The sequence below is a fragment of the Cellulosimicrobium cellulans genome (genome assembly GCF_016907755.1).
Taxonomy (GTDB): Bacteria; Actinomycetota; Actinomycetes; order Actinomycetales; family Cellulomonadaceae; genus Cellulosimicrobium; species Cellulosimicrobium cellulans_D.
This window is the reverse complement of the sequence record NZ_JAFBCN010000001.1, coordinates 1,747,259-1,759,693: the sequence shown is the minus strand read 5'-3', so window position 1 is coordinate 1,759,693 and position 12,435 is coordinate 1,747,259. Positions and strand designations below refer to the sequence as shown.

At 77.0% G+C, this 12,435-nt stretch carries 10 protein-coding genes and 1 riboswitch; of the genes, 4 read left to right on the top strand and 6 right to left on the bottom strand.

Annotation, left to right across the window (positions count from 1 at the left end; translation table 11 throughout):
* Nucleotides 1-71: 71 nt before the first annotated feature.
* The 3 genes from JOE63_RS07580 to JOE63_RS07570 are packed head-to-tail and all read right to left on the bottom strand — an operon-like array spanning nt 72 to nt 3,810.
* Nucleotides 72-1,598 (bottom strand): hypothetical protein, encoded by a 1,527-nt coding sequence (locus tag JOE63_RS07580; protein WP_204540315.1) that lies wholly within the window; start codon nt 1,596-1,598, stop codon nt 72-74.
* Nucleotides 1,599-1,657: 59 nt separating this feature from the next.
* Nucleotides 1,658-2,338 (bottom strand): LuxR C-terminal-related transcriptional regulator, encoded by a 681-nt coding sequence (locus tag JOE63_RS07575; RefSeq protein ID WP_204543552.1) that lies wholly within the window; start codon nt 2,336-2,338, stop codon nt 1,658-1,660.
* Between the two features lie 14 nt (nt 2,339-2,352).
* Nucleotides 2,353-3,810, bottom strand: coding sequence for an ATP-binding protein (locus tag JOE63_RS07570; RefSeq protein WP_204540312.1), 1,458 nt, complete (start codon nt 3,808-3,810; stop codon nt 2,353-2,355).
* Between the two features lie 136 nt (nt 3,811-3,946).
* On the opposite strand from JOE63_RS07570, the gene JOE63_RS07565 reads away from it, so the two are divergent.
* Nucleotides 3,947-5,686, top strand: a complete 1,740-nt coding sequence (locus JOE63_RS07565; protein ID WP_204540309.1) for a PspC domain-containing protein — start codon at nt 3,947-3,949, stop codon at nt 5,684-5,686.
* A complete protein-coding gene (locus JOE63_RS07560; RefSeq protein WP_204540306.1) occupies nt 5,686-6,261 on the top strand; it encodes a hypothetical protein in 576 nt (191 codons plus the stop codon). Before JOE63_RS07565 ends, JOE63_RS07560 begins: the two co-directional genes overlap by 1 nt.
* Nucleotides 6,262-6,430: 169 nt before the next feature.
* On the opposite strand, the gene JOE63_RS21650 is transcribed toward JOE63_RS07560, so the two are convergent.
* Entirely contained in the window at nt 6,431-7,195 is a 765-nt protein-coding gene (locus JOE63_RS21650; protein ID WP_307839989.1) for a hypothetical protein, read from the bottom strand.
* A 180-nt stretch (nt 7,196-7,375) separates the two neighbouring features.
* On the opposite strand from JOE63_RS21650, the gene JOE63_RS07550 reads away from it, so the two are divergent.
* Complete coding sequence (locus JOE63_RS07550) at nt 7,376-8,536, top strand: glycosyltransferase family 4 protein (RefSeq protein ID WP_204540303.1); 1,161 nt, start codon at nt 7,376-7,378, stop codon at nt 8,534-8,536.
* Between the two features lie 4 nt (nt 8,537-8,540).
* Here JOE63_RS07550 and guaA read toward each other — a convergent pair whose 3' ends face one another.
* The gene (gene guaA / locus JOE63_RS07545) at nt 8,541-10,154 is read right to left on the bottom strand and encodes a glutamine-hydrolyzing GMP synthase (protein WP_307839988.1); all 1,614 of its coding nucleotides are present in this window, start codon (nt 10,152-10,154) and stop codon (nt 8,541-8,543) included.
* A 43-nt stretch (nt 10,155-10,197) separates the two neighbouring features.
* The gene (gene thiE, locus JOE63_RS07540) at nt 10,198-10,923 is read right to left on the bottom strand and encodes a thiamine phosphate synthase (protein WP_087471367.1); all 726 of its coding nucleotides are present in this window, start codon (nt 10,921-10,923) and stop codon (nt 10,198-10,200) included.
* 52 nt (nt 10,924-10,975) lie between these two features.
* A riboswitch (TPP riboswitch) is annotated at nt 10,976-11,055 on the top strand.
* A 4-nt stretch (nt 11,056-11,059) separates the two neighbouring features.
* Between thiE and thiO the strand changes: the two genes are divergently transcribed.
* Nucleotides 11,060-12,433: a glycine oxidase ThiO gene (thiO, locus tag JOE63_RS07535; protein ID WP_204540300.1), complete on the top strand. Its 1,374-nt coding sequence runs from the start codon at nt 11,060-11,062 to the stop codon at nt 12,431-12,433.
* The last annotated feature ends 2 nt before the right edge of the window (nt 12,434-12,435 follow it).

The following is a 12,435-nucleotide window of genomic DNA, read 5'->3' as shown; positions in this document are numbered from 1 at the left end:
GCGCCTCGGCGTGCACGACCCCCGTCCTGCCGGCTCATGACAGGGACCTCACGGCCCGTTGAGCGTCCCGGTCACCCGGGGTCGTCGTGCGGGACCAGCACCCGCACCCCGGGCCGGTCGAGCACGGTCGTCGTCGTCTCGTCGAGGGTCCGTCGGGTCTCCTCGCTGAACCCGTCGCCCGTCGTCCGCACGAGGACGGCGGACGTCCCCGAGGTCAGGTAGCGCAGCGCCTCGTCCTGCCAGGCGAGGTTCCGACGGCGCGGGACGGCCTCGCCCGCGGCGTCGTGCGCGCCGAGGTCGTACGCATACCCGGACAGGTCCACCGGGAGCTCGCAGCCGCGCTCGAGGTCGCGGCTCAGCACGTCGAGGACGGCGAGCACCCCGGGGGAGTCGGCGCGGACGCAGCCGTCGTCGGGGAGCCGGGCCGCGACCTCGGCCGTCGGGATGGGCACGATCCGGGGAGCGGTCAGCACGGCCGCCACCAGGAGGGCGCCGGCCCCGGCCCCCAGGGCCGCCCCTACCACCACCCGGCCCGGGCGCGGCACGAGCGAGCACGCCGCCGCCAGGACGAGCACCAGGGCCGGGGCCGGGAAGGCCGCGTACTGCGCGTACGCGGACGGCGCGGCCAGGAGCACGCCGACCTGCACCACGAGCAGCGCGACCCACAGCCGCCCGCGCCGCCCGGTCCAGGCGACGACCGCCGCGACGGTCACGAGCGCCAGCACGGCCCAGACCGCCGCGACCTGGGCCCGGTGCGACACGAGCTCGTCGAGGCCGCCCGTCCCCGTGACCCACACGAGCCGCTGCTCGAGGTCCGTCGTCGCCCGCGGCCGGCCGAGCTGGGTGAGCACGATCATGCGGACCATGTCCGGACCCGCGGCGAGGAGGAACGGCAGCAGCACGGTCGTCAGCGCGACGACGGCGCCCGCTGCGGCGCGAGCGGCGGTGCGCCACCCGGCGACGGCCAGGAGCCAGAGGAGCACGACCACCAGGGGCACGACGCCCCAGATCTTGACCGTCGCACCGAGCCCGAGGACGGCCCCGCCCGCCCACGCCCAGAGACGCCCGGTCCCGGTGCCCTCCGTGCGCACGTCGAGGCCGCGGAGCAGCAGCACGACCCCGCCGAGCAGGCACAGCGACCCCAGGGGCTCGAGCAGCGTGAGGCGCTCGGCCCAGGCCGCGGCGAAGGACACCGCGTACAGGACGCCGCCCACGACCGCCGCCGTCGTGCCCCACCGGCGCGCGACGCGCGTCACGAGCACGGCGTTCGCCGCGCCGACGAGCATGAGGCCGACACGCGCGGCGACGAGCGCCTGGTCGTCGCTCGTCCACGCGGTGAGCCCCGCGAAGGGCGTCAGGGCGAGCATCGAGCCGGGCGGGTGCAGCAGCAGGAAGTCTCGGTACGGCAGGCGGCCGTGCACGAACGCGACCGCCGCCGAGAAGTACACGCCGTCGTCGTACCCGCGGTACGCGCCGACACCGGCCGACCCGCCGACGAGGTGCCACCGCACCACGAACGCGAGTACCGCCACGACGGCGGCCGCGCCCCACCCCCACCGCGCGGCAGCGGGCTCTCGGCGCGGGGCACGGGCTGCCATGCTCACACCCGCCAGTGTGCGCCGGACCCGCGGCGGACGCGCGACACGGGGCGGCGCCGCTAGAGGAGGCGCCGCTGGGCCGCCCAGCGGGTGAGCTCGTGGCGGGAGGAGAGCTGGAGCTTGCGCAGGACCGCGGAGACGTGGGTCTCGACCGTCTTGATCGAGATGAACAGCTCGGACGCGACCTCGCGGTAGGTGTACCCGCGCGCGATGAGGCGCATGACCTCCTGCTCGCGGGCCGAGAGCCGGTCGAGCTCGTCGTCGCGCACCGCGACGTCGCCGGCCCCCGTGCCGAACGCGTCGAGCACGAAGCCCGCGAGGCGCGGCGAGAACACCGCGTCGCCGCCCGCGACCTGTCCGACGGCGGCCGACAGGTCCGGCCCCGAGATCGCCTTGGTCACGTACCCGCGCGCCCCGGCGCGGATGACCGCGACGACGTCCTCCGCGGCGTCCGACACCGAGAGCGCGAGGAACCGCACGTCCCCGAGCAGGTCGGTGCAGCGCTGGATGACCTCCGCGCCGCCGCCCCCGCTGCCGCCGGGCAGGTGCACGTCCAGCAGGACGACCGGGGGGCGCAGCTCGTGCACGCGCGCGACCGCGGACTCGACGTCGTCCGCCTCCCCCACCACGGCGACGAGCGCCGGGTCGAGGCTCGCGCGCACGCCCGCCCGGAACATGTGGTGATCGTCGACGAGCACCACCGGGACGGGACCGGTCGCGGGGCCGCCGACGGCCGGCATGCTGGGGATGGTCGTCACGGGGTCTCCTGGTTCGACGGTGGGCTCGACGGTGCAGTCGACGGTGCGGGCGACGGCGTGCTCGACGGCGGGCGGGCGGGCTCGGGCTCCGCCGTCACGGCCCGCGGCACGCGCAACCGTACCTCCGTGCCCCAGCCCGGCCGGCTGATGATCTCGGCCTTGCCGCCGCGGCGCTGGACCCGGCCGAGGATCGACTCCCGGACGCCGAACCGGTCGGGTGCGACGTCCTCCATGTCGAAGCCGTCCCCGCGGTCGCGCACGAAGACCTCGACGGCCGCGTCGCTGACCTCCAGGTAGACCGAGTAGGGCGGCCCGCCGTGCGCGACGGCGTTGACGAGCGCCTCGCGGGTCGCCTGCAGCAGCGCCGCGGTCTCCTGGGTGGGCGTGCAGTCGCCCACCATGACGACGTCGACCACGACCGGCCCGGGGTCGGTCTCGCCGGTCGACCCGCCGACGGGCGCTCCGAGAGGCGCCCCGATGGGCTCCGCGCGCCGGCCCACGCGCCCGTCCTCGACCTCCGCGACGAGCCCGCGCAGCTCGGCGGCGAGCGACGTCCCCGGCGAAGGCCGGTCGTCGTACAGCCACTCGCGCAGCTCGCGCTCCTGGGCGCGGGCGAGGCGCGCGACGGTGTCGGCGTCGGACGACCGCGCGCGGATGAGCGCGAGCGTCTGCAGCACGGAGTCGTGCAGGTGCGCGGCGATGTCGGCGCGCTCGGCCTCGCGGGCGCGCGCGGCCCGCTCGTCGCCGAGCTCGCGCACCAGCTTCAGCCACCACGGCGCGAGCACGATCGCGACGCCGCCGAGCACGGCGACCGCCGCGACCGCCGCGCGGACGATCTGGGTGGGCCGCGCGTCCTGCCCCACGAGCAGGACGATGCCCACGAGGACGAGCACGACGCCGCCGGCGATGCGGAGGACCCCGGCGGGCGTGCGCCCGCCGGCCCGTGTCAGCAGCCGACCGCGCTCGACGGCGTCGAGCTGGCTCCACGCGAGCGCCGCGCCCGCGAGCGCGATGAGGACCGGGATCACCCACGACACCTCGACGTCGATGCCGGTGCGCAGCGCGACCAGCAGCGCGGCGCCGCCCAGCAGCACGACGCCGATCGCGACGTCGCGCACCGGGAGCCTGCGCACGCTGCCCTGGAGGCGTGGCGCGAGCCGCGACAACGACGCCGGGCGCTGCTCGTCGCGCGCTGCGGCCGGGTCGCCGGACGGGACCGTGAGCCACCAGAACACGTAGAGCGCGACGCCGGCGCCGCCCGCGAGCCCGAGGAACGCCATCACGAGGCGCACGACACCGACGCTCACGCCCAGGTGCGCCGCGAGCCCGGCGCACACGCCGGCGACCCACCGGCCGCGCTCGGGGCGGCGCAGCGGCAGGTCGCGCGGTCGGGGACCGGGCCCGGCACCGGTCGGTGCGCCGGGCCGCGGGCCGGGACGGGCAGGAGTCGTCACCCCCCGATCGTCACACGTCCCGGGCTCTCGGAGCGCTCCCGGACCGGGAAACCAGGGTCGCGCGGCAGCCGGTTCAGGGTCGGGTCAGGGTGGCACCCGATACCGGCGACGCGCCTCCGGGGCCAGCATGGTTGCCATGAGCACTCCCGACCTTCCCGGACCCGGCACCCAGCCCGGGCCCTCCGGCGGCACCGCCGACGCACCCGGCGCGCAGCCGGGCACCGTCCCTCCCGGTGCGGGCGGACCCGACCCCGTGCGGGGCGGCCCCGCCGGCCCGACCGACCCCGGTCAGACTCCTCCGCACGGCTCCCCGCAGGGCCCTGGCGGGACCCGCCCGAGCGGCACGGACGGCTTCTTCGACGCCGTCCGTCGCGTGGGCGTCTACCGCTCGGACGACCGGTGGATCGGCGGTGTCGCGTCCGGAGTCGCCGAGCGGTTCGGGATCGACCCGCTCATCGTGCGCGGGCTCCTCTTCGTGACCTTCTTCCTGTCGGGCGCCGGGCTCGTCCTCTACGGCGCGGCGTGGGCCCTGCTCCCGGAGCGCCGCGACGGGCGCATCCACCTCCAGGAGGCCTTCCGCGGCAACGTGGACGTCGCGCTGCTCGGTGCGGCCGCGTTCGTCGTCGTCGGGTTCTCCTGGGGCGGCGGCTGGTGGTCGTGGTGGGACACGCTCCACCTGGGGTGGCTGACCGGCCTGTTCTGGGTCGCGGCGTTCGTGACCGTCGCGGTCGTCGTGGTCTCCGCGCTCACGCAGCGCGGACCCCGGGGACCCCAGGGCGCGCCGCCGCCGGCGCCCCCGTGGGCCGGCGGCCCCGGCGCACCGGGCACCGGTGGTCCTGGCGCTCCCGGCTACGGCCCGAGCGCTCCCGGCCACGGACCCGCGGGCCCGGGGTACGTGCCGCCCGCCCCCGGCGGCGCCGCGCCGACCGACGCCCCGTGGGGCTCGCCCGGTACCCCCGCCGGCGGCCCGCCGTCCGGACCTCAGGACCGGGTCACCTGGTCGGCCGAGGCGAGCCCGTACGCCTCGACCGCGCCGGGGGCGACCGCGCCCGTCCCCCCGTACGCCCCGGGTGCACCGCTCGGCACGACGACGCCCCCCGCACCGCAGGCCGCCGCGTCGCCGCGCGTCCACCAGGGACCGCGGAACCCGGCCGCGCAGCAGCCGCCCCGGCCCCCGCGCGCCCCGCACCCGCCGAAGCCCCCGCGTCCCCGCGGGCCCGGGGCGACCACGACCGGCGTCGTCGTCGGGCTGAGCCTCCTGATCGGCGCGTTCCTCCTCGTCGTCGACCGGCAGGGCGAGCTGCCCTGGCCCGTGTTCCTCACCTGGGCCGGCCTGTCCGGGATCCTCGCGGGCCTCGCCATCGTCGTGAGCGGCCTGCGCGGGCGCACGAGCGGCGGCCTCGGCTGGCTCGCGGTGCTCCTGCTGGTCGTCGCTCTGCCGGCGTCCGCGTGGCGGTCCGCCCCGTTCACGTTCTTCCTGGACGACTCGGTGCGGACCGTCACGGACGGCACGCACCGCGTGACCGACCCGGACGTCGCCGAGGAGGGGTTCGGCGTGACGTTCGGCGACCCGACGATCGACCTCTCCGGGCTCGACCTGTCCGACGCGTCCGGCACCTCTCCCGTCGAGGTCCCGATCCAGCTCGGCGCCGGCGACGCGACCGTGGTGGTGCCGGACGGGGTCCCCGTCCGCGCGGAGGTCCAGGTGCTCGCGGGGAACGCCCGCTGGCTCGTCGACGGCGACCGGCAGGAGATCGGCGGCGTCAGCACGCGGCCGGTCACGTTCGACAACGACGAGGTCCAGTCCGGCGACGACCCGCTGCTGGTGCTGCAGGTCGAGGTCGGGGCCGGCCAGATCACGATCGAGGAGAACTGATGAACGACTCAGAACGCCGCGACGACGACACGCGGCCGCTCGGCGACGAGCTGTTCGACACCCCGCAGGCCGGGGCCCCGGAGGCGGACGCCGCGCACCCGACGGTCCCGCTGTCCACGGAGGCACCGGCCACGGAGCCGTTGGTTCTCCGGCCCCTGACGCCGGAGCCGCTCCCCACGGAGCCGCTGCAGGCCGGGTCGGCGCGGGACGGGGAGACCTCCGTCCTGGACGTGCCCGGTCAGCCGGTCCCCGGGCACCCGGGTACCGCCCCGGCCGGCACGACGACGACCGGCCGGACTGCCGGCGCCGTCCCGCCGGCCGGGCCGTCGGTCCCCCCGACCTCGCCCACGGCGCCCCTGTCGCCCGCCGAGCCCGCCGCGCCCGCGCGACGCGGTCCCCGCGTCTCCACGATCGTGTGGGGCTTCGTCATCGTCGCGTTCGGCGTCGTCGTCCTCGCCGCCGCCCTCGGCGCGCGGGTCGACCTCGGGCTGGCCGCGATCGTCGTGCTCGCCGCAGCGGGCCTCACGCTCGTGGTCGGGTCCATCGTCTCGGGGGCCCGTCGCCGGCGCGGCTGAGCCCGGCGCGGCGTGCCGGTTCCCCGGCGAGCCGGGCCGAGACACACCGAGGGCCGTGGCACGTGTGCCACGGCCCCTCGGCGTGTCCGAGCGACGCCGCCCCGCTCGCTCCCCCCGGTGCGACCCGGCGGGAACGGGTCCTCGGCGTCCGGACGGACGGCCGGGACGATCAGGGGGTGGGTTCGTCACCCCGGCGCTCGGGCGGGGTGCCCGTGCGCCCGGTCGTGGGCGGCGTCGTGTCCGGCGAGGCGGCAGGCGAAGAGCCGGGTGCGGACGGCGTGCCCGTGCCGGGCGCGCCCGTCGACTCGACCGGCGTCGCCGCGGCCCTCGCCTCGGCCCCCGGCGTCGAGAGCGCCGACGTCCGGCCCGGTGCCGTCGGAGTCGTCGGCTCGGGCCCCGCGGGCGGTGCGGTCGGAGCCGCGTGCGCGGGCGCCACGTGGCGACCCGCGTCCGACAGGTCACCGGACGACGTGTACGCCCCGGGCGTCTCGACCGCCACGCTGGGGCCGCCCGCGAGCCGCCGGAGCGCTATCCCGACGAGGATGAACAGGACGCCGAGCCCCATGACGAGCAGGCACACCCCGAACGCGACGACGGACGTGAAGAGCGACGCCCGGAGGAACGACGCCGTCATGACCGTCTGCCGGGTCGGGTCGTCCTGGTCGAGCTCGGCGTACGTCTTGCCGCCGCTCGCCTCGAGCGCGTGCTTGTTGATGACCTCGGCCTGCGCGTACGCGGTGAGCGGGCCGTTGACGTGGCGGCCCGCCAGGAACGACGCGTCGTCCGAGACGGTGATCTCCTCGGCGGACAGCTGGTTCGCCACCACGACCCAGGTGCCGATGCCCGCGAGGAGGAGGACGATGCCGGCGATGATCGACACGAGGCCGATGCCTCGCGCCCCCTTGGCCGGCGTGACGGTGACGGTGCTCGACATGGCGCGCTCTCCCCTTCGTCAGGACCCACCTGCTGCCGCACCACGGTCCGCGACCCACGGGCGCGGGTCCGCCGCAGGGCGGTCGAACCACCCATACGGGACCCACGGTAGCGACGACGACGACGGACCGCGCGGCGAACGCGCACCTCAGCGCCGCGTCCGGGTGGGAGGATGCCGTCCGTGCGCATCACCCACCTGACCGACTGCTACCTCCCCCTGCTCGGCGGGATCGAGACCCAGGTCGCTCGCCTCGCGCAGCAGCAGGCGGCTGCCGGCCACGACGTGTCCGTCGTGTGCACCACGCCCGCCCGTCCCGGCGCGCACGGCGTCTCGACCGAGCAGGACGGCGACGTCACGGTGCACCGGCTCGCCGCACGCGTCCCGGGCGGCTACCCCGTCCACCCGCGCGCGCCGCACCACGTGGCGAGGATCCTGCGCGCGGGCCGGCCCGACGTCGTGCACCTGCACATGGGCGTGCTGACGCCCTCGACGCAGGCGTCGCTGCGCACGGTGGTCCGGGCCGGGCTGCCCGCGGTGCTCACCGTGCACAGCGTGTGGGGCGGCGCCGAGCGTGCGTTCGCGGGGCTGGACCGCGTCGTGCGGTGGTCACGGTGGCCGGTGCTGTGGTCGGCGGTGAGCGAGCTGACCGCCGCTCCGCTGCGCCGCATCGTCGGCGACCACGGCGAGGTCGCCGTGCTGCACAACGGCCTCGACCTCGACGCGTGGCGCGTCCCCCGCACCGAGCGCGCGGACCGCATGGAGGGCCCCGCCGTGCACGTCGTCGCGGCGACGCGGTTCGCGCCGCGCAAGCGCGTGCTGCCACTCCTGGAAGTCGTGCGCGACGCCGTCGCGCGCCTCCCCGAGGGCGCGCTCCACGTGACGCTCGCCGGGGACGGCCCCGAGCTGGCCGACGCGCGGCGCTTCGTCGCGGAGCACGGGCTGGGGTCGGTCGTGTCGCTCCCCGGCCGCCTCGACGCGACCGGGCTCAAGCGGCTCTACGCGCGCGCCGACGTGTTCGCCGCGCCCGCCGTGGAGGAGGCGTTCGGCATCGCCGCGCTCGAGGGCCAGGCCGCCGGTCTCGCGATCCTGACGCGCTCGCAGTCGGGCGTCGCGGAACGCCTCACCGACGGCGTCGACGCGCTCCTCGCGGCCGACGACGCCGGGCTCACCGACGCGCTCGTGCGGCTCGCGACCGAGGACGGCCTGCTCGACCGGATCGTCGCGCACAACCGCGACGTGCCGTCGTCGGCGGGCTGGCCGCGCGTCCTCGCCGACGTCGAGGCGGCATACGAACGGGCCGCGACGATCGCCGTGGATCGTCGGGCCCGTCCGTCCCGCTAGGGGGTCACTCCCACTCGATGGTGCCCGGGGGCTTGCTCGTCACGTCGAGCACGACCCGGTTGACCTCGGCCACCTCGTTGGTGATGCGCGTCGAGATGACGGACAGCACGTCGTAGGGCAGGCGCGTCCAGTCCGCCGTCATCGCGTCCTCGGACGAGACGGGGCGCAGCACGATCGGGTGGCCGTAGGTGCGGCCGTCACCCTGGACGCCGACCGAGCGCACGTCGGCGAGCAGCACGACCGGGCACTGCCAGATCTCGTCGTCCAGGCCCGCCTTCGTCAGCTCCTCGCGCGCGATCGCGTCGGCGGCGCGCAGCGTCTCCAGGCGGTCGGCCGTGACCTCGCCGACGATGCGGATGCCGAGGCCGGGGCCGGGGAACGGCTGGCGGGCGACGATCTCCTCGGGCACGCCGAGCTCGCGGCCGACCGCACGGACCTCGTCCTTGAACAGGGTGCGCAGCGGCTCGACGAGCGAGAACTGCAGGTCGTCGGGCAGGCCGCCGACGTTGTGGTGGCTCTTGATGTTCGCCGCACCCTCGCCGCCGCCGGACTCGACGACGTCCGGGTAGAGCGTGCCCTGCACGAGGAACTTGACCTCCGCCCCGTGCTCGCCCGCGTCCTCGACGATCTGGCGCGCGGAGTCCTCGAACACGCGGATGAACTCGCGGCCGATGATCTTGCGCTTGGTCTCGGGGTCGCTGTGCCCGGCGAGCGCGGTGAGGAACCGCTCCTTCTCGTCGCGGATCACGAGGTTGACGCCCGTCGCCGCGACGAAGTCGCGCTCGATCTGCTCGACCTCGCCCGCGCGCATGAGCCCGTGGTCCACGTGCACGCACGTGAGCTGGTCGCCCACGGCGCGCTGCACGAGCGCCGCCGCGACCGCGGAGTCGACGCCGCCGGAGAGGGCGCAGATGACGCGCGCGTCGCCGACCTGGGCGCGGATCGCCGCGACCTGGTCCGCGATGACGTTGCCGGGCGTCCAGTCCGGGGCCAGCCCGGCGCCGTCGTACAGGAAGTGCTCCAGCACGGTCTGGCCGTGCGCGGAGTGCTTGACCTCGGGGTGCCACTGCACGCCGTAGAGGCGGCGCGACGTGTCCTCGAACGCCGCGACGGGCGAGCCCGCGGACGTCGCGAGGACCTCGAAGCCCTCGGGCGCACGGTGCACGGCGTCGCCGTGGCTCATCCACGTGGTCTGGTTCTCCGGCGTCCCGTCGAGCAGGACCCCGGCCTCGCAGACCGACACCTCGGTGCCGCCGTACTCGCGCAGACCCGTCTGGGCGACCTCGCCGCCGAGCGCCTTCGCCATGGCCTGGAAGCCGTAGCAGATGCCCATGACGGGCACGCCGGCCGCGAACAGCGCCGGGTCGACGAACGGGGCGCCGGTCGCGTACACGGACGACGGCCCGCCCGAGAGGATGATCGCGACCGGGTCCTTCGCGAGCATCTGCTCGACCGTGAACGTGTGCGGCACGATCTCGGAGTAGACCTTGGCCTCGCGCACGCGGCGCGCGATCAGCTGCGCGTACTGGGCGCCGAAGTCGACGACGAGCACGGGGCGCGGGGTCGCGGCGACCTCGGCGGTGGTGGGGGTGTCGGGAGCGGTGGCGGGTGACGTCACGGCTCCAGGATAGTCGCCGCGCGGCGGGCGACCGTCACGCGTCTCAGGCGTCGGTGCGCTCGCCGGGTCGCGCGGCGGCTCGTCCTGCCACGCGCTCGCGCAGCCCGCGCGCGGCACGCTCCGGGTCCGGCGCCTGCGTGATCGCCCGGACCACGACGACGCGGTCCGCCCCGGCGTCGAGCACCGCGTCGAGCCGGTCCAGGTCGACCCCGCCGATCGCGAACCACGGCGTGCTCGGCCTCGTCGCGGCGACCGTGCGCAGCAGGTCGAGCCCGACGGCGGCGCGCCCCGGCTTGGTGGGCGTCGCCCACAGCGGGCCCACGCAGAAGTAGTCGACGTCCGGGTCGGCCTCGGCCGCGGCCGCCTGGTCGGCCGAGTGCGTGGACCGGCCGAGCACCGGCGCGGCGCCGAGCAGGGAGCGCACCGCGGGGACGGGCAGGTCCCCCTGGCCCATGTGCACCACGGGCGCGCCCGTCAGCCGAGCGACGTCGGCCCGGTCGTTCACGGCCCACAGGGCGCCGTGCTCCGTCGCGACGCGCGCGACGAGCTCCTGGAGCTCGAGCTCGCGCGCCACGTCGAGCGTCTTGTCGCGCAGCTGGACCACGTCGACCCCGCCCGCGAGCGCCGCCCGCAGGAAGTCCTCGAGGTCGCCGCGCTCCTCGCGCGCGTCGGTGCACAGGTAGAGGCGCGCGTCGGCGAGGCGGGCGCGCACGTCGTCAGGAGCCGACGGTGCGGGGGCGGCGGGCGTGGCGAAGGTCTCGGGGCTCACCCGCCGGAGCCTAGCCGCGGCGGGCCCGGGGCAGGCGGTACTGTGGCCGACAGCACGGGAGCCCCGCACGGGGCTGAGAGGGCGTCGGAGCCGACCGTCGAACCTGATCTGGGTCATGCCAGCGAAGGGAGCGCGCATGCACACCCCTGTCCGTCCTGGGTCCCGCCCGCCGGGAGCCGGCCCTGCCGTGCCCGACGGCGCGCGCGACGTCGTCGTCGTGGGCGGCGGGATCGTCGGGCTCGCCGTGGCGTGGCGGGCGACGCGCGCGGGGCTGACCGTCACGGTGCTCGACCCGTCGCCGGGCGACGGCGCGACGCACGCCGCCGCCGGGATGCTCGCCCCGGTCACGGAGGCCGACTTCGGCGAGGACGACGCGCTCCGCCTGCACCTCGCCGCCGCCGGGGCGTGGCCCGGCTTCGCCGCCGACCTGCGCGCCGCTAGCGGGGCCGACGTCGGGCTGCGCACCGCGGGCACCCTCACGCTCGCCTACGACGCCGACGACCTCGCGCTGCTCCGCCGCGTCCTCGCCCTCCACGCGGAGCACGGCCTCGCGTCGCACGAGCTCACCGTCGCCGACGCCCGCCGACGCGAGCCGTACCTCGGCCCGCGGGTCGCGGGCGCGGCGTGGGCGCCCGAGGACCACGCGGTCGACCCGCGCGCGACGCACGCCGCGCTGCTCGCCGCGCTCGGCGCGGGCGACGGGCCGGGGACGGTCCAGGGCGTCGGCTCTCGCACCGCGGCGCACTCCGTCGTCGTGCGGGCGTCCGCGACGCGGCTCGCGCTCGGCCCGGCCGGGCAGGCCGTGGGGGTGCACGACGACGCGGGCCGGCTCCACGCCGCGGGCGCGGTCGTCGTCGCGGCGGGCTGGGAGTCCGGGGCGCTGCTCGCGGACGTGCCGGGCGTCGTCGTGCCGACGCGACCCGTCAAGGGACAGACGCTGCGCCTCGACGCCGGGCCGGACCTCGCGCTCGAGCACGTGGTGCGCGGTGTGGTGCAGGGGCGGCCGGTGTACGTCGTGCCGCGCAACCCGGTCCCGGACGGGCAGGGTCACGGCTGCGCGGGGCACCGCGAGGTCGTCGTCGGGGCGACCACCGAGGAGAACCCCGACGACCGGCGCGCGACCGCCGGCGGGGTCTTCGCCCTGCTGCGCGACGCGCGCGCCCTGCTGCCGGGGATCGACGAGGCCGCGCTCGTCGACGTGACGCCGCGCGCGCGGCCCGCGACCCCGGACAACCTGCCGCTCGTCGGCCCGACCGCCGTCCCCGGCCTGCACCTCGCGACCGGGCACGGTCGCAACGGCATCCTCCTCGCGCCGCTCACCGCCGACGCGGTCGTCGCCGGCCTCACCGGCGCCCCGCTCCCCGCCGACGCCGCCACGACCCTCTATCCGACCCGCACCGACCGCTTCGCCGAACCCGGGATCACTCTCCACGGCGCGCCCGAGCTGGGGAACGATCCCGGGTTTGGCACCGCCCGGGCGGGCGCCTTCTCCACGACGACACCGAGGTGATC